The sequence below is a fragment of the Arthrobacter sp. UCD-GKA genome (assembly GCF_001863355.1).
GTDB lineage: Bacteria > Actinomycetota > Actinomycetes > Actinomycetales > Micrococcaceae > Paeniglutamicibacter.
Genome location: NZ_MOLR01000015.1, coordinates 135,618 through 159,802, shown reverse-complemented (window position 1 = coordinate 159,802; position 24,185 = coordinate 135,618). Strand labels below are relative to the sequence as shown.

The following is a 24,185-nucleotide window of genomic DNA, read 5'->3' as shown; positions in this document are numbered from 1 at the left end:
GAGGTGCGAGGGGGCATCGACCAGGCCGGTTCCGGCGATTGCCGATTCACCGGCTACTGCACGATGTTCCCGTTTTCCAGGTGGATCCGGCGCCCGTCGAATGCGGAGCGCAGCGCCCGGTCGTGGCTGACCATCACGACGGTGCCGGCGAAGGCCTCCAGTGCCTGCTCCAGGTCGTCGGCCAGTGCGGGGGACAGGTGGTTGGTCGGCTCATCGAGCAGCAGCAATTCCGCCGGCCGGGCAAAGAGCCGCGCCACATCGAGCCTGCGCCGCTGGCCCAGCGACATGGCCCCCACGCGCGCGACCAGTTCCCCTGGCCGGAACAGGCCCAGGGACAGCAACTGCCCCAGGTCCTCGTCGAGATCCCGCCCCGAACCCTGGCAGAAGGCCTGGGCAGCCAGCCAGTGCGCGGGGAAATCGGTGGGCTGCTGGCGCAGGTATCCCACCGCCTGGTTGACCGAGCAGGTTCCGGAGGCCGGCTCCAGCACCCCGGCGATCACCTCGAGCAGCGTGGATTTCCCGGCGCCGTTGGGACCGGTGACCAGGACCCGTTCCCCGGCGCGAACCTGCAGCAGGTCGATGCCCAGGCGAACGGGAACACGCACATCGGCCAGCTCCAGCACCACGGGACGGAGCTCGTCCCCGTGGCCGGCGACCGACAGCGGGCCTGAGGTGAACCGCAGGGGCTCGACGGGAACCGCGGCCTCGTTGGCCCGCAGCCGGGCCATGCGGGTCTTGGCCCGGCGCAAGGCCCCGGAGGAACCGTGCGAGCGGTCGCGGGCCCGGAACGCCCCGTGGCCGAATCCGGGCTTCTCGGCCTTCCGCGGGATCGCGGCCACGGCGGTCCCGGAATGCAGCCCCAGGCGCGCGGCCTGCGCCAGGTCTTCCTCCCACTGCTCCCGGGACAAGACGACGGCCCGGCGTTCGGCGGCCTTGGCCCTAAGGTATCCGTCGTAGCCGTCGGCATGGCGGGTGGGCACACCGCCGTCGAGCTCAAGGATCGCCTCGGCGACCTGCCCCAGGAACAGGCGGTCGTGCGTGCAGAACACCACCGTCCCGCGATGGGTGGACAGGCGCTGCTCCAGCCAGTGCAGGCCCGCCGCGTCCAGGTTGTTGGTGGGTTCGTCGAGCAGCAGCACCTCGGGGTTGGCCGCCAACGTGGCCGCCAGCGACAACCGCGACTGCTCCCCGCCGGAAAGCGTGGACATCGGCCGCTTGCCCGGGAGCCGGCCCAGGCCCAGCCGGTGCGCCGAGGCGGCCAGGCGGCGTGCGGCACCGGCACCGTCGCGGGCCTCGTGCTCTGCTGCCAGGCGCGCGTAATCCTCCAGGGCCGCGGGCAGCCGGTCCTCGCGTGCGCGCGCGAGGGCTTCGGCCGCGGCGGAGATCCTGGCTTCGAGCTCGCGCACCGGGGCCAGGGCATGGGACGTGAAGTCCGCGACGCTCCATCCCGGTTCGACGCGGGGTTGCTGCGGCAGGTAGCCGATTCCCCCGGCGGCCTGCCGGATGGCCGTCCCGCGATCCGGGGTGAGCTCGCCGGCCAGCAGGCGCAGCAACGTGGTCTTGCCGGCGCCGTTCTCGCCGATCAGGCCCAGCCGTTCGCCGGGGCGCACGGCAAGGTCCAGCTCGCGGAACACGGTCCGCGCGGGGAAGGAAAAGGTGATCCCGTGCAGGGAAAGTTGGGTTTTCATGATGGTGTCCCAGGTATTTGCGCGCAGTTGCCGGTTGCGGGGCCGGACCGCTGCGCTTGCTGTCATCGGGGTTAGGGTGCGCGGGCGCGGATGCCAGGACCGCCGGTACGGCGATGGACAGGGCAGGGGTTGCGCACCGAGCGGCCCGGCGGACGCGCCCCATGGGGGCAAGCGCCGGCAGGCGAACCGATTACAGGTAGACAACCATCATGGGCCAAACCATAGCAACGGATGGCGCGGGCTGTCGAGCAGTGCGAGAGGGGCAGGCACCTGCCGGGACTAGCGGTCCAGGCGCCGTTGGCGGATGGCGCCGTAGACCCCGGCGACTATCACCGCGCCGACGATGGCCAGGACCCAGGTGCGCAGGTTGAGGAGCCCGCCGAGCCCGGTGTGGAAGACGAGGCTGCCGATCCAGCCGCCGACGATGGCTCCCGCCACCCCCAGGGCCAGCGAGGTGAACCAGCCGCCGTTGACGCGCCCGGGCATGATGTTCTTGACCAGGGCGCCGACGACAAGGCCCAGGATGATCCAACCAACCAGCCCCATCGGGTGCTCCTTCGAGACATAGGGCGCCCGGGTCCCGGGCCGTCCGTGCGGACGGCGCCCAACCCCGGACGAGCAACAATTTACGGCGCAAGCCGCCGGTACGCAATGCGCGGCGGGCGGCGAATCCGCGCGGGAGTCCGCACCACGGCAGCCGCAACCTGGCCGGTGCCGGGGCCCGGCATCAATCGCGGCTGTGGCGTGGGTCTTTGGCGCCGGTGCCGGCAGCGCGTATGAATAGAGGGAGAAACGAAGGAGGACACGATGCGCGGCGAGGTGCCGGAAGCCCAGAGCCACGTGCCGGACCCCGGGCGCTGGCGGATCCTGGCGGTCCTGCTGGTCACCATGTTCATGTCGCTCGTGGGGGTGTCGATCGTCAACGTCGTGCTCCCGGCGATCCAGGCGGGCCTCGGCGCCTCGCAATCGGACATCCAATGGGTGCTGGCCGGTTACGCGCTGACCTTCGGGGTCGTGCTGGTGGCCGCCGGGCGCGCCGGGGACGTCTATGGCCGCGGCGCCCTGTTCATCGCCGGGGTCGCGGTCTTCACCCTGTCCTCGGTGGCCGCCGGGCTGGCACCGGATCCGCTGAGCCTGAACATCGCCCGGTTCGTCCAGGGCGTGGGATCGGGGCTGGTCAACCCGCAGGTGCTGGGCATGATCCAGCAATACTTCCGCGGCCCCGAGCGGGGGCGGGCCTACGGCGCCATGGGCACCGTGGTCGGCTTCTCGGTGGCGATCGGCCCGCTGCTTGGCGGGGCGCTGATCGCGCTGCTGGGTCCGGATGCCGGATGGCGGGCGACCTTCCTGGTCAACGTCCCGGTCGGGGCGCTGGCCATCGTGCTGGCGCTGCGCTGGTTCCCGCGGCCGATGTTCACCCAGGCCGCACGCCCGGAACCGCAACCCGCACCCGGTGCCGGGCGCCGCAGCCGGCGGGCCACCGACCTGGACCCGGTAGGCAGCACGCTGCTGGGACTCGGAGTGCTGGGAATGCTGCTGCCCTTCGTGCAGGGACGCGAGAGCGCCTGGGTGTGGTGGCTGCTGCCCGGCGGGCTGGCCGTGGTCGCCGGATGGGTGCTGTGGGAACGGAGCTACGCGGCCCGCGGGTACGCCCCGATGGTCGACCTGGACCTGTTCCGCATCGGCTCCTTCACCCTCGGCACGCTGATCGCCGGCTTGTACTTCGTGGGGATCTCCAGCGTGTGGGTGCTGGTGGCCATCTACGTCCAGGACGGTCAGGGGTTCACGGCGCTGGATGCCGGGCTGCTCGGGTTGCCGGCGGCACTGTGCGCGGCGGCCAGCTCGCACCTGGCCGGGCTGCGGGTAATGGAATACGGGCGCAAGATCGTGATCCTCGGGATCCTGTGCGCGCTTCTCGGACTGCTTTCCAGCATCGTGGTCATCGAGCTGCACGCGAGCGGGCGCGTGGGGCTGTGGTGGCTGCTGGGCACGCTCGCGTTCGTGGGCATCGCCCAGGGCGCGATCATCGCCCCGAACCAGGCCCTGACGATGCTCGAGGTGCCCGCCGAGCACTCCGGCAGCGCCGGGGGAGTGATGCAGACCTCCCAGCGCATCGGCACGGCCGTGGGCATCGCCATGATGACCGCCATCTTCTTCGCCACGCTGTCCGCCACGGCCTGGGACACGGCCATGAGCGTGGGCCTGGCCTCGATTGCCGCGGTGGTGCTGATCACGCTGCTGGTGGCGCTCGCCGACCAGCGCCGGCGCACCCGGGGGTAGCCGCCGGCCGGACGGCTACGCGTCGGGGTTCCGCGAACCGCGCAGCAGCGCCGCCACGGTCTCCTCCTGGACCTGGGAGAAGTCCTCGTAGTGGCTGCCGACGGCGGAGAAATCGCGCGGGGAGTGGAGGACGACGATCGCCGATGCCCCTTCCATGGCGTGCGCCCGCTCCCGCGGTGCCACCGGGACCGCGACGACGACCTGGTCCGCCCCGCACCGGGTGACCACGTCCAGGGACGCGTGCATTGTGGCACCGGTGGCCAGGCCGTCGTCGCACAGCACCACGGTGCGCCCGGCCAGCGGCGGCGCGAAGTCGGCGAAACGCGCGGCCAGCACCTCCAGCTCGGCTGGAGCCCTCTCTTCCACGGCCCGAAGCCCGGCGGTCCCGGCCGAGGCCAGCGCGTGGTGGTGGACCGAGGGCACCAGGTAGCGTCCGGCCACCCGGCGGTAGGTGGCGATGGCGCCGAAGGCTACCTCCTCATGGCCCGGGACCCCGAGCTTGCGCACGGCCAGCGCGCCGAGCTCGGCGCCCAGCCTGTGGGCCAGCGGCGCGGCGACCGGCAACCCGCCGCGCAGCAACCCGAGCACCACGGTGTCGGCACCCAGGCCCTGGGCGGCCAGGACCTCGCCGAGCAGCTCGCCGGCCTGCGCCCGGTCGTGGAACTTCACCGCTGCATGCCTGCCCATGCCTCCAGTGTGCCCGTGTTCGGGGCCGGGGTGAATACCGGACAGCTCAGCCGGCCGCCCGAGCCGGCGCCGCCGACGGCCGGGGCGCGCACGGATGCCAGGGGAATCCGGTCACTTGAAGGGGTTCCACCCGGCGGTGGGAAACAGGAACGCCAACGAGGACCGCATCATCAGGAACCCGAGGATGCCCACAACCCACGGCAGCCACTGGGAGGACGACTTGGCCAGCCACGCCGAGAGCCGCCCCAGCGGGCCCTGCACCCTCGGTCCGGCAACCGCCCGGATGCCGATGACCACCGCTGCCGGAAGCAGCATCACCAGGCAGTAGAGCACCAGCAGCCCGGATTGCGCCGGCAGGGGGTACGGACTTTGGGTCAGCAGTCCGATGGCCCCCAGATAGGGAAGCATGGTGGGCAGTTCCAGGAGCCCGGCGGTGACGCCCAGCCCCGCAATGCCCCACGGGCTGGCCAATGCCGCGTCCAGCCGACGTGCCCAGCGGCCCTCGGAGCCCGGCCCGGCCTGGTGTGCGGCGCCCCGCGCGGGAGCCGGTGCGCGGCCGGTTTCGGCGGCCGGGCGGCCCGCACCCGCACCCGCAGGCACGGCCCCGGATGCCGCCGTGGCCTTGTCCGGGTTCTTCCTGAAGGACCAGGCGAGCATCCCGGCGCCAAGCAGCAGCACCGCCCACCGGAAGGTCGAGGAGCCCAGCAGCGCGCCGGTGAATTCCTTGCTGACCAGGTCCACGCCGCCGAGCAGCAGCAGCCCGACGGCCAGGTAGAAGCTCCCCACAACGCCCAGGTAGCCCAGTGCCGGGCGCAGGTTTCCGCGCGACTTCGCCCGCAGCACCAGCCACACCGGGATCACCAGGGTGCCGATGCTGGTGGCATCGATCAGGGCCAGCACGGCCAGGGAGGCGAACAATCCGGTGGTTCCAAGCATCATGCTTCCAGCTTCCCCCGGGCACCGGTGCATGGGCGTCGCTCCATGGGAGCATCCGGGGTCATCCCTTCGTAGGACACCGGGTGCCGACGCCAGGGCGCCGCGTCGCGCATCCGCCATATCCGCTGCCCCCGCTGCCCCGGGCCTCGCGCGCGCGATGCCTGCCGCCACACCGGGTTTGCGGCGCGTCGCCCCCGGGTCTCGGTCTCGCGCGGGCGCGCGCGGGCGCGCGCGAGACGCCCGGAACGCCAGCGACGGACCCGGCAGGGGCACTTCGTGGTGTCGCCCTTGGTAATAGCGCCCCGACGTACCACGATGAAAGGGTGCTAGACGATGAGAACGCCACCGCGACGCCCGGGCCCGGCCGCCGCGCACGGGTGCGACCCCAGGACCTGGCCCTGGCGCTGGGCTATGCCGGAGTCACCTGGCTGTTGCACGCGCTGGCCATGAACAACGACGGGGCCTGGGGGCTGCACCGATACAACGGGTGGTGGCCGCTGCCCCTGGCCATCGGCTGCCTGGCCGTCGCGCTGAGGCAACGCCACGTCCTGGCCGCCTCGGCCACCATGGCGGTGGCCGGGATCGGGCTGTTGCTGGTGGGCAGCAGCGGCGGGTTCTTCCTGGTCTTCGAGTCCGTCTTCACGCTGGTGCTCTTCGGCGGGGCCAGGGTTTCGCGGGCCGCCGAGCACGGCTCGCTGGTCCTCACGGCGCTGCTGACCATCGTGATGTACTTCGTGACCGGTTCCGCCGCGATCAGCGTGACCCTCGCCCTGGTTGCGGCGATGGTCCTGGTGATGCCGGCGCAATGGGCGGGAAACATCCGCCACGCCCGGGAGCTGGCGGCCAGCGAGGCCCGCACCGCGGCGGCCAGGGCGGAGGCCGCGGAGGCGCGCTCGGCGGCGCAGGCGGCCGAACACGAACGGATGCTGGTGGCCGAGCGCACCACCATGGCCCGCGAGGTCCACGACGTGCTCTCCGCCCGGCTCGCCGCGATTGCGCTGCAAAGCGGTGCGGCGCTGAACTCCCCGCAGAACCCGGAGCTGGCCGCCCGCGCCATGGACGCCATCCGTACACAGAGCGTCAACGGGATCGAGGAGCTGAACACCATGATCCGCATGCTGCACCGCGGCACCCCGCTCGCGCCGGCCGGGTCGCTGGGCGATGTCCCGGCCCTGGTCCGGACCTACAGCGGCGCGGGGCTCCGCGTCGCCTACCGCAACGAGCTGCCCGCAAGGGGAAGCACCCTGGATGCCGTGACGCAGGCAACCATCTACCGCAGCGTCAACGAGTCCCTGGTCAACTTCGCCAAGCATGCCCCGGACGGCGAACTCGCGCTCTCGCTGGTGCCCCGCGACGGGTCGGTGCTGTTCTCGGCCTCCAACCCGGCGGCCGCCGGGCACCCGGGCGATGGCGGGGCCGCCGGCGTCCACGGCACGGGCACGGGCACCGGGCTGCAGGGCATGCGGGCCCGAAGCGCCGAGCTGGGCGGCTCGTTTCGGATCTCGACGGCCAACGACACCTTCGCGATCTTCATGCTGCTGCCGATGGGCCACCGCCCGCCGGCAGCGGCCGCGGCGCCCGGGATAGCGGATAGGCCCCTCGGCCACGCACCTGCCCACCTCAACGAAGGAACCACGTGAGCGCACACCAGGGGCCGGTTCCCGGCCACGAACCCCGCGAGGCCCCGCCCCGGCAAGCGATCACCGTGCTGCTGGCCGACGACCACGCCGCGGTCCGGCTCGGCATGCGCATGGTCGTGGAATCGGCACCGGGTTTCACCGTCGTCGGCGAGGCCGGGAACGGTGCCACGGCGGTGTCGATGGCCCGCGCCCTGCGCCCGGACGTGGTGCTCATGGACCTGCGCATGCCCGTCATGGACGGGGTTGCGGCCACCGGGCGGATCGTGGCCGAGTCGCTGTCCAAGGTCCTGGTGCTCACCACGTTCGACCACGACGAGTACCTCTTTGGCGCGCTGGCCGCGGGCGCCCAGGGTTTCCTGCTCAAGAGCGCGTCCCCGTCCTCCATCATCGCCGCCATGCACGCGGTGCTCGGCGGCGACCAGGTGCTGGCCCCGGAGGTCACCGCCAAGATCGTGCACGCGGCGCTCGAGGCGGCGCCCGCGCCCGCGCCGCAGTTCCCGGGCATCGACCCCCGCCTGGTGCTGACCGGGCGGGAACTGCAGGTCCTGCGGGAACTCGGTGCGGGCCTCACCAACCACCGGATCGGGCGGAACCTGGGCATCGGCGAGACCACCGTGAAGACGCATGTCTCACGGCTCATGGGCAAGCTGGGAGTCTCATCCAGGGTCCAGGCCGCCCTGGTCGCGCACCGTGCGTTCGCACAGGAATAGGACATCCGCACGGAGCAGCCGGGCCCGATCCAACCATCACCCGCGGCGCATCGCGCTGTCCGCGTGCGGGACTGGTTGCCCCGCCGCGGTCCGCCGGTGACTTCACGGCCGGCGGGGAGTAGCCTGAACCCGATGCGCCGCAGGACCCCCGTCCGCCGTTCGGGGACACCCGGGGCGCTCGGGAAGGGTAGCACCATGGCCAAGCTGATCTACGCATACCTCGCCTCGCTGGATGGCTACGTCGCCGACACAACGGGGGACTTCGGCTGGGCCTACCCGGGCGAAGAGGTCATGGACTTCATCAACGCCAAAGAGCGCGACGTGGGCACCTACCTTTACGGGCGCACCATGTACGAAATGATGGCCGGCTGGGAAACCGACCCCGGCTATGCCGCCGGGTCGCCCGGGGACGCGGAATTCGCCAGGCTCTGGCAGGCCGCCGACAAGGTCGTCTTCTCGCGCACCCTTGAAGCGGCAAGCACGAAGCGCACGCGGATCGAGCGCAGCTTCGATGCCGGTTCGGTGCGGGCCTTGAAGGAAAGCGCGGCAAAGGACCTGAACGTCTCCGGCGCGACGATCGCGGCCGAGGCGTGGCGCGCGGGGCTCATCGACGAGTGCCAGGTCTATGTGGCCCCGATGCTCGTCGGGGGAGGGAAGCCGATGTTCCCCGATGGGATCCGCCAACCGCTGGAACTGCTCGAGGAACGCCGCTTCGCCAACGGCATGGTCTTCATGCGCCACCGGGTGCTGCACTAGCCGGCTGCTATCCCCGGCCGAAGAAGCGTTGGAAAAAGCCCGCCTTGCGGCTTTCCGACACTTCTGGTTCATGCTCGATAGGGTCAACGTCCAAATACCCGGTCTCTAGGAGTTCCAGTTCGATTTGAAGCTCAGCCTCGGGAGTCGTGGGAGCCTGCCTTGCATGGTGCTCAAGCCGCTCGAAATAGTGGATCGAGCGTGCCCTGACAGGTGCTTCTTCAGAGATCTTCAGTAGCCCGATTTTCGAGGAGAGAAAGAGCCCTTGCTCAAATTCCTCGCCCATCACGTCTATCGAGTCTTCGTACATCAGATGATCAGAAAGGATTGGCAGAGTTGCATTGGGATCGGTTTTCCAGACGCCTGACAGACGATGCCGACCATTGACCAGGTTATCCAGCCATGGATCTCCTTGAGGGGCTTCGGCGTCGCTAAACCAAGACGTGACGATCTTGCGTTCAACCTCGCTCAGCTCCAACCTGTCATCGGCAACCAGCTCAAATTGGCCTTCGTCCTCGTCATCTTGCCTATGGAACTCTTGACGGGCCAGCTTTCCACCTAGCTCTTGGATTATTTCCCCCACGGCACCCCAGCGGATGGTGTCACGATCCGCATGGCGTTGACCTCCGTCTGCCTCGTCAGGGTCCACGAACCAGGGCATCTCCGACACGCGGGCGAACCAGAACCGTTCCGGATGCTGAAGCTGAATTCGGATCTCGTGGGATCGGCCTAAGCCTGAAGTCGTCATAGGCCGACAGTCTACGAGCTGACCACCGGTCCACCAGGACTCCTACCGAGGCTTTCCCATTCCTCAAGATCCACCCAATCGGCCGCCCGGACAGCGGCGGGATCCTTCGAACGCCAAAGGGGCCGGCGCGCACGCCCCATCGCCAGGATGGTGCATGCACGCCGGCCCCCGATCGGACGCGAAGGTCCGGTTATGCGGCGGGTTGCCGGGTGCCGGCTAGAGCTGGTGGCCCATCTTGAAGCCGACTTCCTCGCCCGGGTCGCCGGTCAGCGCGTCGCCCGGTGCGCGGGTGTAGGAGAAGCCGTCGGCCCCCACGGTCACAGCCATCTCCGAGGAATCGGTGCGCTTGATGACTTCCTGCGGGTTGCCGTCCAGGTCCAGGACCAGGGAGGCCTCGGTGTACCAGGACGGGACCACGGGGTTGCCCCACCAGTCGCGGCGCTGGTTGTCGTGCACGTCCCAGGTGATCACCGGGTTGTCCGGGTCCCCGGTGTAGTAGTCCTGGGTGTAGATCTCGATGCGGTGGTCATCGGGGTCCAGGATGTAGAGGTAGAACGCGTTGGAGACGCCGTGGCGGCCCGGTCCGCGCTCGATGCGGTCGGACATGCGCAGCGCGCCCATCTTGTCGCAGAYCTGGATGATGTTGTGCTTCTCGTGGGTGGAGAATGCCACGTGGTGCAGGCGCGGTCCGTCGCCGCCGGTCAGGGCGGTGTCGTGCACGGTGCCCTTGCGGTGCATCCAGGCGGCGTAGGTGGTGCCCTCCTCGTCCTGGATGTCCTCGGTGACCCGGAAGCCCAGGTCCTCCAGGTAGGCGCGGCCGCGCGGGACGTCAGGGACGACCTGGTTGAAGTGGTCCAGGCGGACCAGCTCGCCGGCCGAGTAGATGTCGTAGCGCTGGTGCAGGCGCTCGACGTGGTCGGTCTCGAAGAAGAACTCGTACGGGAAGCCCATCGGGTCCTCGACGCGGACCGAATCGCCGATGCCCTTCACGAAACCCTCGGTGCGGCGTTCGGTGCGGCAGCCCAGTTCCTTGTAGTACGCCTCGGCGGCATCCACGTCGGCGTTGGAGCGCACGCGGAAGGCCATGGCCTTCAGTGCGGCGACCGGTCCCTGGGTCAGCACCAGGTTGTGGTGGATGAACTCCTCGAAGGAGCGCAGGTAGATCTGGTTCTCGTCTTCCTCGGTGACGTGCAGTCCCAGCACATCGACGTAGAACTTGCGCGATGCGGCCAGGTCGGTGACGACGAGTTCGGCGTAGGCGCAGCGCAGGATGTCCGGGGCCGGAACCGAGGGGGTGGGAATGGGGTTTGCTGGGGTCTTGGTCATGACGGGTTCGCTCCTTCGCGAATAAAGCTGGAAAGTTGTGGAAGTGCCTAGGCGCCGAACTTGGGGGTGTGGACCTCACCGAGGGTGATGTGCACGGCCTGCTGGTCGGTGTAGAAGTCGATCGAGCGGTAGCCGCCCTCGTGGCCCAGGCCCGAGGCCTTCACGCCACCGAACGGGCTGCGCAGGTCGCGCACGTTGTGGCTGTTGAGCCAGACCATGCCGGCCTCGACATCCTGCGCGAAGTTGTGCGCGCGCTTGAGGTCGTTGGTCCACACGTAGGCGGCCAGCCCGTACTTGGTGTTGTTGGCCAGGGCCAGGGCCTCCTCGTCGGTGTCGAACGGGGTGATCGCCACGACGGGGCCGAAGATCTCCTCCTGGAAGATCCGGGCGTCCGGGGCGACGTCCACGAACACGGTCGGGGCGACGTAGGAGCCGTTTTCCTGGCCCTCGGGCAGGTTCTCCGGGCGGCCGCCGCCGGCCACGACGCGGGCCTCGGTCTTGCCGATCTCCACGTAGCTCATGACCTTGTCGTAGTGCTCGGGGTGGACCAGCGCGCCGACCTGGGTTTCGGGATCGTGCGGGTCCCCGACCTTGATGTTCTTGGCACGCGCGGCGTAGGCCTCGATGAACTTCTCGTAGATCGGGCGTTCGACCAGGATGCGGCTTCCGGCGGTGCAGCGCTCGCCGTTCAGCGAGAAGACGCCGAAGAGGGTCGAGTCGATGGCCGCGTCGAAGTCCGCGTCGGCGAAGACGATGGCCGGGGACTTGCCGCCCAGCTCCATGCTCATGCCCTTGAGGTTCTCGGCGCAGTTGCGGAAGATCAGCTGGCCGGTGGAGGACTCCCCGGTGAAGGAAATCAGCGGCACGTCCGGGTGCTTGACCAGCGCGTCGCCGGCTTCCTCGCCGATGCCGTTGACCAGGTTGAAGACGCCGGCCGGCAGGCCGGCCTCCTCGAAGATGGTGGCCCACAACGAGGCGGACAGCGGGGTGAACTCGGCCGGCTTGAGCACCACGGTGCAGCCGGAGGCGATGGACGGGGCGAGCTTCCAGGACTCGAGCATGAACGGGRTGTTCCACGGGGTGATCAACCCGGCGACGCCGATCGGCTTGCGGTTCACGTAGTTCAGCTGCGATCCGGGGACCTTCAACGCGGTGTCGTGCTGGGCGACGATGAGGTCGGCGAAGAAGCGGAAGTTCTCCGCGGCGCGCTGCGCCTGGCCGCGGGCCTGGGTGATCGGCAGGCCGGTGTCGAAGGTTTCCATCTCGGCCAGGCGGTCTTCCTGGGCGACGACGGCGTCGGCGATCTTGTACAGCACCTTGGCACGGGCCCGGGGGCTCATGGTCGGCCACGGGCCGTTCTTGAACGCCTCGGTGGCCGCGGCGACGGCTGCATCGATGTCGGCCTTCTGGCCGGCGGCTGCCGTGGCGTAGGTCGTGTTGGTCACCGGGTCCAGGACCTCGAAGGTCTCCCCGTTGATGGAGTCGACGAACTTGCCGCCGATGTAGTGCTGGATGGTCGTGGGAAGGTTCTCGGGAACGAAGTGCTTGCTCATTTACTGGCTCCTTGTGGGGGGGGATTGCGGGGAAGGTGGTGTGCTGCGGAAGTGCTAGAGCGGGGAGGCCGGGAGGTTGGCCGCCGCGAGGTAGGCGTTCAGGGTGGTGGTCCGGTGGGCCCGGGCCGCCTGCTCGATCTGTGCGGCCGGGGCATTGGCCTCGATCAAATCCAGCAGGTTTGCATGTTCCTTCACCGATTCCCGGGCGCGCCCCGGGATGTGGGTGAAGGAGGAGGAGCGCATCGCGGCCAGGCGGTTCCAGCCGCGCTGCACCAGCTCCAGGATGTGCGGGTTGGGGCAATTGCGGTAGAGCACCTGGTGGAACTCGTTGTTCAGCTCGGTGAAGCGCACCGCATCGAAGTCGACCAACAGGTCGGCCATGGCCTGGTTTATGGACCGGGCCGCGGCCAGCTGGTCGGCGTCGATGAACGGGGCGCTCAGCGCGGTGGCTGCGCCCTCGATGATCGCCAGGGTCTGCATGGTGTGCAGGTAGAGCGTCATGTCGGCCGCGGCCACCATGGCCCCGACGTTGCGTTCGAAGGTCACCAGGCCCTCGGCCTCCAGACGGCGGATGGCCTCGCGGACCGGGACCACCGAGCAGCCAAGCTCGGCGGCGATGGCGCCCAGCACCAGCCGGTAGCCGGGGGTGAAGGTTCCCTCGGTGATCTTCTCGTGCAGCAGCCGGTAGGCCGACTCTGACTTGCTCGGGGCCATCGTCGGCCTAGATTTCCGGTTCGCCGTCGGCGACCCACTGGTTGTACTTGGCCTTCCAGGCCGCGTTCATCGGGAACAGGCCCTCGATCTTGCTGCCCTTGGACACGTTCAGGAAGACGAACGTGTCCTGGCGCTCGGATTCGACGACCTCCTCGGCGATCTCGGCGGCCAGGTGCGGCGGGATGACCAGGATGCCGTCTGCGTCGGCGATCACGATGTCCCCGGGCACGATGGTGGTCCCTCCGCAGCCCACGGCCACGTCGGTGTCCCACGGCACGTGCTTGCGCCCCAGGACCGCCGGGTGCGCCCCGTTGTGGAAGGTGGGGATGTCCAGGGCCGCGACGGCGTCCAGGTCGCGGACCCCGCCGTCGGTGATGATGGCCTCGGCGCCGGCCACCTGGGTGCGCATGGCCAGGATGTCGCCCAGGGTGCCGGAGCCCTTCTCGCCGCGGGCCTCCATGACCAGGATCTCGCCCGGGCCGATGTCGTCGATGACGCGCTTCTGCGCGTTGTAGCCGCCGCCGTGGGTCTTGAAGAGGTCCTCGCGGTTCGGGACGTAGCGCAGCGTGCGGGCGGTGCCGATGACCTTCCTCATGCCCTTGGTGGCCTGCAGACCGTCGACCGAGACGTTGTTCAGCCCGCGCTTGCGCAGGGCGCCGGAGATGGTGGCGGTGGCCACCGACATGAGCTTTTCCTTGACGTCGTCGGTCAGCGCCTGCTTGCCGGTGACCGGCAGCTCGATGCCCGCGCCGGCGGCGGTGCCGAAGGCGTCGATGCGGTCCGCGTCGGTGATCTTGGGCTGGTTGCCGAAGGCCGCGAAGTCGGCGGTGCCTTCCACGACGGTGGTGGCCAGGCGCCCGGTGGACAGGCCGGCGGCCTCGTCGTCGACCTGCACCTCGACCAGGTCGCCCGGGACGATCACGGAGGATCCGGCCGGGGTGCCGGTGAGGATCACGTCCCCTGCCTTCAGCGTCATCTGCTGGGAGAGGTCCGCGACGATCTGCGCGAAGGAGAAGATGAGTTCTTCGGTCGTGGCGTCCTGGGCGAGCTCGCCGTTGACCCAGGTGCGGATGCGCAGGGCCGCCGGGTTCACGGCCGCCGCCGGAAGCAGCACCGGGCCCATCGGGGTGTAGCCGTCGCCGGACTTGGAGCGGATGTTCGATCCCTTGTCGGCGTACTTCATGTCGTACACGCCCAGGTCGTTGGAGGCGGTCACCGACCCGACGTGGGACCAGGCGTCCTCGACCGAGACGCGGCGGGCATCGGTGCCGATGACCAGCGCGATCTCGCCCTCGAAGGCGAGCAGCTCGGTGCCGGCGGGACGCTCGACGGTGGACCCGGAGGTTGCCAGCGAGGAGGAGGCCTTCATGAAGTAGGACGGGAAGGCCGGGGTGCGGCCGCGCTGGGCGGCACGCGAGGAGTAGGAAAGATGTACAGCAAGAACCTTGCCGGCCGCCTCGAAGATGGACTGGTCGACCTGCACCGGTTCGGTGGTGGTGGCGTCGCTGCTCACGGTTTCCTCCTGTTGTGTATGAAATCGTATACGATCCAGTGTGATGGAGATCTCCGCGATTGTCAACACGTGTAGCGCGAGACGGTCGGTCCCGCCCGGTCGGGCGGAGGAAAAGCGGATACACCGCGCGAACGCGGAAGGCCCGTGGCGGTTCCCGCCCCGTCGACGACGTCCACCCGGGTGGGGCAGGGGCCTGCGGACCCAGCCTTCCCCGGTCGGCGGCACCATGGGGATTCATCGCGCCGGAGGGATACCGGCGACGAGCGTTTCGTAGATTTCGCGGTGGGCCCGCGCGATCCCGAGGCGCTGCCTGCGGCGCCCCGCCGCGTCAAGTCCCGGCAGTCCCCGACGCAGCAACAATCTCCGGACCGCCTCAAGAAGCGAATCTTCATCCACCCCGCCGGGGGCCAGCCGGAACGTGGCAACCGAGGCATCTTGGCCGGAATAGTGCCCGCAGTCGGGCACCGCGACGGGCGTGCCCACGTCCAGTGCCGCTTCGAGCCAGCCCGAGTGGGTGCCGAAGCGGTAAGGCAGGACACAGGCATCCAGCGATGCGAGGTAGGCGAAGAGCTCCGGCTCGCTGAAGTACTCGTGGGTCTGCAGCTCCCAGAGTCCCGACTTCGCGCCGGCATGCAACTTATTCGCCAGCGCCGGCCGGTATTCGGCGTGGCCCGGATCCAGGGGCTGCGCGTGGATATTGACCTGGAGCCCGGCGGAGGGGATCTTCCCCACGACTCGCGCCAGTGGATCAAGGATTCCCGTGTCCATGTTGGGCCGCAAGCCCTTGAAATGCACGCCGATCCGCTTCATAGACCCGGCGGGCCGTGTTTCGGCCCGCCGTTGGCGTGCGGCACGGATCCGTTCCATGGACGCGCAGTCCACGACGTGCGGATGCGGGAGCACCTGGGCATCGACGGCCCAGCGCCGGCGGATCTCCGCCGCCGCGCCCTCGGTCAGCGTGATCAGCTTGTCCGCCGCCGGAATCAGCACATCGAGCAGCTCCATATGCGCGGCTGGGTCGGGCTGGTGCGGGTTGACGAGATCGTGCACCGTGTAAACCAGGGGCTTGCTGAGGCGGCGCAACTCGGAGACCAGGTCACGCAGCCGTGCCGGGGTTGCAGCGTCAAAGCCGAAATGAATGTGCATCAAGTCAAAGGCGCCATGGTTGGCCCGCACCCAGTCGGCCGAAAGCATGGCAGGAGGCCACCACCCGGATTGAACGGATCGCACGCCGGTTTCGGGCGGAGGATCGGGCAGCCGGAGCACCTGCGGCGAGGCCGAGGCCTCTGGGTCCTCAAGATGGCGAATATAGATCTGGTTACTCGGGATGGATGCGACCCTGACAGGTCCGGTGATGCGTGCGCGGTTCAAGTATTCCTCCCGGGAGTTGGCGAACATGGGCGGGGTGCCCGAGGGCCCATTGGACGTGGACGTATGCTGGTGCAGTACGGCGGACGGCAGCCGGTGCCTTCCCGGCACGACCGCGGGAAGTGGAGGAGGATGGATGGAATCTCGGAGCTTTTCGGTACTCGTGATCGCCCACGGGAGGGCAGGACACTTGCGCAACCTGCTGGCTGGCGTGGAACGCTCGGCCGAGCTCCCTGGCGAAGTGGTCCTCGTCTACATGAATGAGCCGAATCCGGCCCCTGTTTCGTGCTGCGTGCCGTTGCGCATCCACCATGTTTCCTCGCGTCCGGGCGAAGCGGGCCTGCCGCTGGCACGGGCCCGCAACACGGCCGCACGTGCGGCGGCTGGCCCGAATCTGGTGTTCCTGGACGTGGACTGCATCCCGTCGGCCACGCTGATCACAGCACTGCTCGATGCCATCGACGCGGGACCGGCGCTGGCCATGGCGACCCCCCGGTATCTTACGGCTGCGCTCCGCGACGGTGCCGGTGACGATGATGCAGCATTGCTTGCCGCTTCCGTCCCGCACCATGGTTGGGAGCATTTGCCGAGAGGGGATTGATTCAGTGGGACCCCGCCGGCTCCGGGATCGGGGTCCAGCGGATGCCGACCACAGCGGAAGTCGCGGCAACCCGCAGCAACGATCCCTACTGAATCCTGGATCATGTCCCTGCCGTTTCGAGGCAAGCGGCGAGCATCGACTCCAACGCCTCGGAGAAGCATGAGGGGGTGACCAACAAGGTGCTGGCCAATGTCGCGGGATCCGTGCCGACCGCCCGTTCCAGCAGATCCGGCCAATCGACGGTGGTCTCCCATGATCCGAGTACCGGTACTCCCGCTTTCTCCTCAAGCGCCCGGGCAAAATGAAGTTGCTCGCCGTGGGGCCGGTCCTCGGGGACCAACAGCACCGGGCGCCCGCTCGCGGCGGCTGCCACGACTGCGTTGTGGCCCGCCGAGCTAATGACCAAGTCCGCTTCGCTCATCGTCCGAGTCGGATCGGACAGGACCCCGTGCAGTCGGAGGTTAGGCGGCAGCGGGGTCCCGTCCTGGTCCACCGCACCGGCAACCTCCCATTGCCAACCACTGGATGCGGCAGCCGCGTCCGCCAACTGCCGCAGCGGAATCGAGGACGCCAGCGATGTCTGCACCACCACGCGACGGCGGCGGGATCGAGCGGCACGGGGAACCGTTGGCGCAGGCATGGATCCCGGCGCGCCCAGGTAGTGGCTCTTCTCGCCGAAGTCCCTTAAGTGGGCGGGGTCCTCGAGAGCTGCCGGAAAATACCCAAAGATTCCGTCGGAGACCTCATAGGCAAGTCGATGCGCAGGGTCGGTGCGGTCCCCTGGCATTCGCCGGAAGGCTACGGGGTAGCCGCTGAGCCTGGCAAACAAGGCGACTTCCACGGAGACATCCACCATGACCACGTCCGGGGCAAACCGCGCCCAGGCCTGGTTCAACATGGTGAAGCGCCGTTGGATGCCAGGCCCGACCGGGGCATAGTGCAGGGCGTCCCCGGAACGCATCTTTCCGTGCTTCTGCAGAGGACCTGCATCCGCGGGCAATGCCACGTATTCCAGGTCCCCTGACAACAGATCAAGCCGGCGCTCGCCGGTGCTGGCGACCTGCAATTCCATTCCGCCCAGTTCCGCCAGGCGCTGTGCATGACGCAAGTGCCCGGTGCCATGGTGGTGGGCGTAGTAAGAGACCTTGTACTTCACGAGAGCCGCCCCGGGGTGCATTGCGGCATGAGCACAACTGAACGCAAGTGCCCTTCATAAGCGTCGATCATCGAGTCCAACGAAAAAGAGCGCACACTGGCGCGTACCTTCCCACGGTCCAGTTCCCGGGCCCCGAGGACGGCCCTGGCCAGGGATCCGGCGTCGGGGCCCGTGGCAAGGACACCGGAGTGCCTGTTGATGATTTCGGTCATCGCGCCGAACGGAAGCGCGGCAACCGGGGTGCCGCAAGCGATCGCCTCCAGGGTGGTGAGTCCAAAGGGTTCCTCCCACAATGGCGAGGAAATGAACACCTGGGCCGACGCAATCATGGCGCCCAGTTCCCCTTGATCCAGATGCCCGAGATAGATGATGTCTGCGTCCAGTTCCGGTTCGACCAATGCACTGAAGTAGTCTCGGTCCTGGATCGGGCCGGCGATCTTCAGCTTCATGTTGGTTGCACGGGCAGCGGCGATGGCCAAGTGGGTACCCTTTTCCGGCGTGATGCGCCCGGTCCAAGCAGCGGTGCCGCGCAGTGGGCCAGCACCGGCCCGCCAGCTATCCAGCGTGATGCCGTTGTGGACCACGTCGACCTCAGGCAACCATTGGCGCCAGGCGCTGGCGTTGGCATGCGAGACGGTGACGTGGCGGTGCGCCGAGTCCGGACTCCAGCCCGGGGCACCGAATATCTCGGCCAGGCGGGGCAAGACCGGGGTGTGCAGGACATGCAAGGTCGGTACCCCGGCGAGTTCCCGGTGGGGTACGGGGCTGAGGGAATTATTCAACACTGCATCAAATCGTTCTCCGCGGATACGCCTGACGGCCCGGGCCATGGCGCTATCGAGGACGAGGTGTTGCCGGTCGCGCCCATCGCTGTCGGGGTAGCCGTCCACCGCATAGGAACGCGCGAGCACGGGTTCGACCCGGCATGTGGCTTCGCTGCCCTGTTTTGCAAAGAGCGTGACATCATGTCCCCGAGCAGCGAGTCCGTCGACCAGATGGGCGGTGTGGGATTCCATGCCGCCGGCAAATGGCGGGACCACCGGGTGGTGCAAGTGCGCCAGGACCGCGATCCGAAGGCGGTCGTCTGCGGGGAGGGCTCGGATCATGTACGCATCCGCATGGAAAGCTATCTCCTTCGTCAGGGCGCTGGCAGGTGGGCGCCTTCCGCCTATGTATCGGGAAGTGTGGTGTTCTGTCAGGATATGGTCAGAAGTTCGGTCTCGGATAGCTTTTTGCAACCCCAGGAAGAATCCGCGGGGTGCGACCGCCCGTTCCCCGGCGCAGGGCAGACCGGGCAGCGGGCGGGGCCAACGTGAAAGGAAGCAACATGCCCGGCCGATCCCTTCGGATTCGCTACCACTCGAGACGCTCCGTGACGGGGTTCGGCACGCCATGTCGCCGCCGCAGGGCACACGCAGTGCCCGGCATGGCGGCGATGGCCCAGCAGCGTGAGGAACACGGCGGCGAATCGGAAGCCTGCCGCAAGTCGTAGAGCTCCGCACAGGCCGGGCGGCAGAAACGGCTGGAGTGGCTACCGGAGCCAGGACCGGACAAAGACCGCGCTGATCACGTCACTGAGGAATTCCGGGGGTTCCCCGGCAACCAAGGAGGAACGACATTCCAACCACACCACAAAACGCCGGTACCGAACATGCGGACGATTATTCCGAGGTCGTCTTGGGATCACATACCGATGGGTAGTCCCATGGGGACCCCCAACGGTTCGGCGAAGCCGGGAATGGTCGACCCGTTCCGGGGCCCCGAATGCTTCAGCGCCCAATTTCCTGACGAGGCGGAAGCCGGGTCGGGGATCGGCAATGTTCCGACTATCGGCGCATTCGGTCCGGGGTCGGGTCGCGACCGGGGCAGTCCGAGCTTGGCCGCGCCCGCTGTCGATCCTGAAGCGGACGGTACTGGATTGGAGGCGCCGCCAGAGGGCCAGGACCACTTCGACGCAGGTATACCCAACCATCTCGCAATCGGACCGAAAAACCGGCGTTGGCTTGGTCTCGGTGCCCGATGCGGGACAACGCCGCTGCGCCGTGCCGCAACACGGCGAACCCGAGCAGGATGCCAGAGACCGTGAAGCCGAAGCCGACCCGTTGAACCTACGGCCGAAAGATCCGGAACGCTCAGACATCTACGATGGTCCGGCCAGGCACACCGGGTCGGCAACGACCAAACCTGGAAGCTGAATTCGAAATCGCTGGACATGAGAATATCCCACGGCCAAGAAATCAGGTTTCGAGCCGGAGGTCGAGCAGACCTCGGCGCCCGGGGAAGCAGCAGGGGACAAACCCCCGCAATGCCGGGACCATGGGTACGAGGCGTAGCGTCGCACCGCGCGCAGTCGCGGGTGTTCCCGTGGCTTGATTCGTCCCCGGCGGGATGCCACGACATCATGCACCGCAAACGCGTGCCGGGTCCCTGGCTTCCGGAAAGCCAGGGACCCGGCACGTCACGTTGGTGGAGCCAGAGCCAGAGCCTGAGCTAGAGCTCGACCGTGGCGGAGTCGCCGGGGGCGCTGCCCTTGCCGGTGACCTTTTGCTTGACCCAGCTGGCCACAACACTTGCCGCACCGCCGGGGTTTTCCCAGTACTCCGCGGAATCCGATTCGACATGGAGCAACACGGTGTTCGGTGAATCGACACCGTCGGGGGCGAAGGTCTCGACCATCGAATTCCACAACTCGCGCTTCTTCTCGACTTCCTGAACCACTGTCGCCCGGCCGCTGACAGACACCCACTTCTTTGCGCCCGCAAAGGAGACGTTGACGCTGTGGTTGGCCTTGACCTCTCCGACGATCTCGGAGCTAACGGTGGAGAAAAACCAGAGGTCCCCGTTCCCGTCCACCTCCGTAACCGTGAGTGGACGGCTAAGCAGCGCGTCCCTTCCGTGCGTGGTGAACATGCCGATCCGCACGTCCTTGATGATCTCGAGAACCTTTTCTACCTCTTCGTTGGCCATGCTGTAGCTCCTTTGATATCTGGGTTTGCCCCACGCTACCGGTTATCTGTCGAGATGGAAGGAATTGGCAAACATCGGCCAGCGACTTGCTTCGGCGTGAGGGTTAGGTCCGGATGCAGGTTCGGGCGATTACCGCTTCCTCGGGGCACCATCTACGACGGCCCGATGAAAAGCGCCGTCGCGCGGTGGCCGATGCACCCTGGCCGGTCCAGGAATGGGTCCGCGACATCCGCGCGCGACGGATGACGTTGCCGCCGTGGGTCCTGTGGAACACCGGGGCCCTGGTCCGTGCAACATCACGGCCATGCCGAAGCAGGGGCGCCGTGCACTCGTCGTTCCCGATCAGTCGGCCAGGAACGATACGGCCGCGTTTCTGAATTCCCGGCTGGTCACCGCGTTGGCATGGTCGCGTCCGGCCAGCCAGAGCACGGACTTCTCGGTGTTGCGGGCTGCCAGCAGCTCGGTCAGCCGCGGCATCGTCGTGGCCAACGCGTCCCCGTCCCCGGCCACCAGCAGCGTGGGCATGGCGGGGACCATCTGCTCGGGGGAGAAGGGCTCGGTCTTGATGGCCTGGATCATGCTCATGAGCGAGAACATGTCGTTGGATTCCACGGTCATCGCCATGCGCAGCAAATCTGCCGTCGACTCGTCGGCGATCGAGGTGCCGTCGGCCAGGAATTGCTGTGCGGCGTCCAGGTCGAAGGCGGCCAGCGGGTCGATGCTCGCCGGCCCGCCGAGCACGAGCCGGTTGACCAGCTGCGGCTGGGTGCCGCCGAATTCCCAGGCCAGGCGCGCGCCCAGGGAATAGCCGACCATGTCGACGCCGCTGAGCGGGTCGTTGTCCGACAGGGTTTTCGCCCCGTGGTCCATCAACAGCTGCAGCAAATCCGCGCGCATCCGGCTGGGCGTGTAGGCATCCAGGTCCTCGGGCGCCGGGGAGGTGCCGTGGCCGGGAAGATCGACGGCCAGCACCTTGCGGCCGGCCTCGGTCAGCGAGCGGATCCACCCGGATTTCACCCAGTTCAACTCGCTGGAAGAGGCAAAGCCGTGCAGTAGCACGACGGGTCGCAGCGCCGAGGCGGTGCCGGGTTCGTAAACCGTCAGGCCCAGGGCGTTGGCGGTGCCTTCGACGAGGTGCTCGTGTGTGGATTCCATGTGGCAGATCCTTTCAGATCCGGAAGGGCTTGGCGAATGCCCGGGCCGTGGTTGCCGGTTCAACGGCCTGAAAGTGTTCGACCACCGGGAACGGCTCGTAGAAGCGATGCAGCAGGGCCTTCCAGTGGCCGTAGTTCCCCGAGCCGCGGAAGCCCACGGTGTGCGCCTCGACGGATGCCCAGGAGACCAGCAGCAGGAAATGGTTGGGCGTCTCGATGCTGCGGGACAGCTGCAGGCCGCCGAAGCCCTCGGTGGCGGAAATCAACGGGCGGGCCTGCTCGAAGGCTGCCATGAATTCGTCCTCCATGCCGGCGATGACCGGCAGCAATGCGTGTTCGGTGATCATGCATCCCAGTGTGCACCACCCCGGCACGCCGATGCGAAACAGTGCCGCGGAGCGTCTCGTCCGCGGCACTGTCCCGCTGCGCCCGCCGTGGCAGGGGAGCCTTGGGCGGGAACAGCGGTTCGCGGGTCAGCCGTCGGCTGCTCCGGCCTCGAGCAGGGCCTTGAGCTTGCGCAGGTCCTGGCCCATGGCCCGGCGCATCATCGGCGCCATCAGGAATCCGGCAGCCTTCGAAAACCCGGCGGGTTCGCCGGTGTTGGCCAGGACCATGCGCGTTGAGGTTCCCACGTCTTCCCACGTGTAGGTGGTCTTCATGGGGAAGGGGCCCTGGGCAGTGCGCATGACCAGCCTGCTGCCGGGCACCCAGTCGGTGAACTTGTAGGTGTATTTCAGCTCCCGCCCCAGGAAGCGGGCGCCGAAGTCCGCGAGCGTGCCCACGCCCAGCGGCGGGCCGCCCCGGTGGTCGGCCGAGCCGATGTTCGCGTACCACGACGGGGCGTTGGAAGGATCGGCCGCATACCCGGCCACGACTGCTCGCGGCCGCTGGATCACGATCTCGTACCTGGGATCGACCATCTTGCCTCCTTGGGCCGCGGACGCGCCTCAGCGGGCCGCGATGTTCCGGCCGGTGAAGGCCACCAGGCGTTCGAGGCTGGCGGCGGATTCGTCGACCAGGGTCTCCTCGGCAAAGCTGTTGCCGCGCATCTGGGGGCCGATGGTGTTCCGGGCGAGCCCCAGCACGTAGTCGGACAGCCCCGGGTGGACCTCCAGCGACCGGCCGGTGGCCGTGGCCAGGTCCCAGGCGTGCACCAGGAACTCGAGGTTCAGGATGTTCGCGACGATCGTGGCCGGAAGCTGGGCGAAGCCCATGTCGATGGTGCCCTCCAGCCCGCGCCTGGTGAGGGCCTCGAGCGTCGCCTGCGCGGCGTCGGCCACGCGGGCCTCGGCGGGGGCGGAGGGGTCGTCGAGCAGCTGCAGCCCCAGCGCCTTGCCGATGCCGTGCACCGAACCGACCAGGTGGTCCAGCAGCTGCGTGACGCTGAAGTTCTCGCAGGGCGTCGGCAGCCCGTTGTCGGCGGGCTTGAGCTGGTGCAGCACCCGCTGGACAACGGCCAGGGTTGCCTCGGCGCTGCTGAGCTCGTTGAGCGGATCCGGGATCGCGGCCCAGTCGTCGGCCCCGGCGTCTCCGTCGGTGGCCAGGCGGACCAGGCGCTCGAGGAAGTGGTTCCAGCCCTCGGTGTGCCCGGCAACTTCCCCGGCGGCCAGTCCCTCGTGCACAAGGGTGAGCCTGGTGCCGCCGTCGGTAGGCTCCAGGGTGATGGTGACGGTCGAGGCCGCGGAATCGCTGCCTTCCCAGCCCCAGTCGAAGACCAGGCGCTTGCCGGGGTCGACCTCCTTGATGGTTCCGGCCGCCCAGTGGCCCGGCGTGACGGTCCAGCGGTATTCGCCGCCGGCGCGCAGGTCCATGCGCGCCGCGACCACTTGCCAGCGGCGGAGCCGGTCCGGGCGGGTCACCAGCTCGAAGGCGGCCTCGGGATCGATCGGGAGGAACACTGATTTTTCAATGGACATGGGAGTCTCCTAGGGGTGTGTTCATGATTGCGGTCCCGTGGCCTCGTCGACCAGCAGCTCGAGCTCCGAGGTCCAGAAGGACTCCAGCGATCGGCGCAGTGTGGCCATCCCGGACGGGTCGAGGCGGTAGAACCGGTTGCGGCCGTCCTTGCGGGCGGTGACCAGCCCGACTTCTGCCAGCAGCAATAGGTGTTGGGAGATGGCCGAGCGGGTCACGGGGAAGCGTTCGGCCAGTTCGGTGACGGTGTGTTCCCCGTTGGCCAGGATGTGGAGCAGGGCGCGCCGGGTGGGTTCGGCAGCGGTTTCCAGGACGTCGGGCACACAAGATACGTTAGTCGCCACTAACGCATCGCACAAGGGGTCCGAGCGGGGAAATTGACATGCCGGAAACCTTCCGCGTCACAGGGCTTGTGAACGGGAGGGCCGGGCCGTATTCTTAGTTCTGGTCAAGATGACACTAACTAGGAAGGTGGAT

Annotated in this window: 23 protein-coding genes; 5 read left to right on the top strand and 18 right to left on the bottom strand. The window is 68.3% G+C overall.

All coding sequences use genetic code 11. The features are described from left to right. Window positions 1-53 precede the first annotated feature (53 nt). Both BLJ79_RS20520 and BLJ79_RS20515 read right to left on the bottom strand, forming a co-directional pair. Window positions 54-1,688, bottom strand: a complete 1,635-nt coding sequence (locus BLJ79_RS20520) for an ABC-F family ATP-binding cassette domain-containing protein (RefSeq protein ID WP_071216649.1) — start codon at window positions 1,686-1,688, stop codon at window positions 54-56. A 279-nt stretch (window positions 1,689-1,967) separates the two neighbouring features. Next, window positions 1,968-2,234 (bottom strand): GlsB/YeaQ/YmgE family stress response membrane protein, encoded by a 267-nt coding sequence (locus BLJ79_RS20515; RefSeq protein WP_071216648.1) that lies wholly within the window; start codon window positions 2,232-2,234, stop codon window positions 1,968-1,970. 261 nt (window positions 2,235-2,495) lie between these two features. On the opposite strand from BLJ79_RS20515, the gene BLJ79_RS20510 reads away from it, so the two are divergent. Then, window positions 2,496-3,968 carry an MFS transporter gene (locus tag BLJ79_RS20510; protein WP_071216647.1) on the top strand — a complete coding sequence of 491 codons (1,473 nt, stop codon included), beginning with the start codon at window positions 2,496-2,498 and terminating at the stop codon, window positions 3,966-3,968. A gap of 15 nt (window positions 3,969-3,983) precedes the next feature. Here the strand turns inward: BLJ79_RS20510 and BLJ79_RS20505 are convergent, their stop codons facing one another. Together BLJ79_RS20505 and BLJ79_RS20500 are read right to left on the bottom strand one after the other, a co-directional pair. Then, window positions 3,984-4,655, bottom strand: a complete 672-nt coding sequence (locus BLJ79_RS20505; protein ID WP_071216646.1) for a phosphoribosyltransferase — start codon at window positions 4,653-4,655, stop codon at window positions 3,984-3,986. Between the two features lie 111 nt (window positions 4,656-4,766). Further along, window positions 4,767-5,594, bottom strand: a complete 828-nt coding sequence (locus BLJ79_RS20500) for a GAP family protein (RefSeq protein ID WP_175475556.1) — start codon at window positions 5,592-5,594, stop codon at window positions 4,767-4,769. Between the two features lie 320 nt (window positions 5,595-5,914). On the opposite strand from BLJ79_RS20500, the gene BLJ79_RS20495 reads away from it, so the two are divergent. The 3 genes from BLJ79_RS20495 (at window position 5,915) to BLJ79_RS20485 (ending at window position 8,697) form a co-directional block, all read left to right on the top strand. Then, entirely contained in the window at window positions 5,915-7,231 is a 1,317-nt protein-coding gene (locus BLJ79_RS20495; protein WP_071216645.1) for a sensor histidine kinase, read from the top strand. Continuing rightward, window positions 7,228-7,941 carry a response regulator gene (locus BLJ79_RS20490; RefSeq protein ID WP_502686118.1) on the top strand — a complete coding sequence of 238 codons (714 nt, stop codon included), beginning with the start codon at window positions 7,228-7,230 and terminating at the stop codon, window positions 7,939-7,941. The genes BLJ79_RS20495 and BLJ79_RS20490 overlap by 4 nt, the downstream gene beginning before the upstream one ends. 195 nt (window positions 7,942-8,136) lie before the next feature. Next, the gene (locus BLJ79_RS20485; RefSeq protein WP_071216644.1) at window positions 8,137-8,697 is read left to right on the top strand and encodes a dihydrofolate reductase family protein; all 561 of its coding nucleotides are present in this window, start codon (window positions 8,137-8,139) and stop codon (window positions 8,695-8,697) included. A gap of 7 nt (window positions 8,698-8,704) precedes the next feature. Here the strand turns inward: BLJ79_RS20485 and BLJ79_RS20480 are convergent, their stop codons facing one another. From BLJ79_RS20480 to BLJ79_RS20455, 6 genes are all read right to left on the bottom strand, one after another. After that, the gene (locus BLJ79_RS20480; protein ID WP_071216643.1) at window positions 8,705-9,442 is read right to left on the bottom strand and encodes a hypothetical protein; all 738 of its coding nucleotides are present in this window, start codon (window positions 9,440-9,442) and stop codon (window positions 8,705-8,707) included. Between the two features lie 216 nt (window positions 9,443-9,658). Further along, window positions 9,659-10,768 carry a 3,4-dihydroxyphenylacetate 2,3-dioxygenase gene (gene hpaD / locus BLJ79_RS20475; protein ID WP_071216642.1) on the bottom strand — a complete coding sequence of 370 codons (1,110 nt, stop codon included), beginning with the start codon at window positions 10,766-10,768 and terminating at the stop codon, window positions 9,659-9,661. 47 nt (window positions 10,769-10,815) lie between these two features. After that, on the bottom strand, window positions 10,816-12,321 hold the full coding sequence (hpaE, locus tag BLJ79_RS20470) for a 5-carboxymethyl-2-hydroxymuconate semialdehyde dehydrogenase (RefSeq protein ID WP_071216641.1): 1,506 nt from the start codon (window positions 12,319-12,321) through the stop codon (window positions 10,816-10,818). 54 nt (window positions 12,322-12,375) lie between these two features. Next, entirely contained in the window at window positions 12,376-13,035 is a 660-nt protein-coding gene (locus tag BLJ79_RS20465; protein ID WP_071216640.1) for a GntR family transcriptional regulator, read from the bottom strand. A 7-nt stretch (window positions 13,036-13,042) separates the two neighbouring features. Continuing rightward, complete coding sequence (locus BLJ79_RS20460) at window positions 13,043-14,548, bottom strand: fumarylacetoacetate hydrolase family protein (protein ID WP_071216639.1); 1,506 nt, start codon at window positions 14,546-14,548, stop codon at window positions 13,043-13,045. A gap of 234 nt (window positions 14,549-14,782) precedes the next feature. After that, window positions 14,783-15,946: a glycosyltransferase gene (locus BLJ79_RS20455; protein WP_071216638.1), complete on the bottom strand. Its 1,164-nt coding sequence runs from the start codon at window positions 15,944-15,946 to the stop codon at window positions 14,783-14,785. Here BLJ79_RS20455 and BLJ79_RS20450 point away from each other — a divergent pair. Further along, window positions 15,876-16,517 carry a glycosyltransferase gene (locus BLJ79_RS20450; protein WP_083411522.1) on the top strand — a complete coding sequence of 214 codons (642 nt, stop codon included), beginning with the start codon at window positions 15,876-15,878 and terminating at the stop codon, window positions 16,515-16,517. The genes BLJ79_RS20455 and BLJ79_RS20450 overlap by 71 nt on opposite strands. 100 nt (window positions 16,518-16,617) lie before the next feature. Here BLJ79_RS20450 and BLJ79_RS20445 read toward each other — a convergent pair whose 3' ends face one another. From BLJ79_RS20445 to BLJ79_RS20410, 8 genes are all read right to left on the bottom strand, one after another. Further along, complete coding sequence (locus BLJ79_RS20445; protein ID WP_175475555.1) at window positions 16,618-17,673, bottom strand: glycosyltransferase; 1,056 nt, start codon at window positions 17,671-17,673, stop codon at window positions 16,618-16,620. Then, window positions 17,670-18,779: a glycosyltransferase gene (locus BLJ79_RS20440; RefSeq protein WP_071216635.1), complete on the bottom strand. Its 1,110-nt coding sequence runs from the start codon at window positions 18,777-18,779 to the stop codon at window positions 17,670-17,672. Before BLJ79_RS20440 ends, BLJ79_RS20445 begins: the two co-directional genes overlap by 4 nt. A gap of 1,384 nt (window positions 18,780-20,163) precedes the next feature. Further along, a complete protein-coding gene (locus tag BLJ79_RS20435) occupies window positions 20,164-20,640 on the bottom strand; it encodes a pyridoxamine 5'-phosphate oxidase family protein (RefSeq protein ID WP_071216634.1) in 477 nt (158 codons plus the stop codon). Between the two features lie 342 nt (window positions 20,641-20,982). Further along, window positions 20,983-21,795 (bottom strand): alpha/beta fold hydrolase, encoded by an 813-nt coding sequence (locus tag BLJ79_RS20430; RefSeq protein ID WP_071216633.1) that lies wholly within the window; start codon window positions 21,793-21,795, stop codon window positions 20,983-20,985. Window positions 21,796-21,808: 13 nt separating this feature from the next. Beyond that, a complete protein-coding gene (locus BLJ79_RS20425) occupies window positions 21,809-22,141 on the bottom strand; it encodes an antibiotic biosynthesis monooxygenase family protein (protein WP_071216632.1) in 333 nt (110 codons plus the stop codon). Window positions 22,142-22,267: 126 nt separating this feature from the next. Beyond that, a complete protein-coding gene (locus tag BLJ79_RS20420) occupies window positions 22,268-22,714 on the bottom strand; it encodes an SRPBCC family protein (RefSeq protein WP_071216631.1) in 447 nt (148 codons plus the stop codon). Window positions 22,715-22,741: 27 nt separating this feature from the next. Beyond that, window positions 22,742-23,710 carry a TIGR03086 family metal-binding protein gene (locus tag BLJ79_RS20415; RefSeq protein WP_071216630.1) on the bottom strand — a complete coding sequence of 323 codons (969 nt, stop codon included), beginning with the start codon at window positions 23,708-23,710 and terminating at the stop codon, window positions 22,742-22,744. 21 nt (window positions 23,711-23,731) lie between these two features. Then, window positions 23,732-24,031 carry an ArsR/SmtB family transcription factor gene (locus BLJ79_RS20410; protein ID WP_071216629.1) on the bottom strand — a complete coding sequence of 100 codons (300 nt, stop codon included), beginning with the start codon at window positions 24,029-24,031 and terminating at the stop codon, window positions 23,732-23,734. Window positions 24,032-24,185 lie beyond the last annotated feature (154 nt).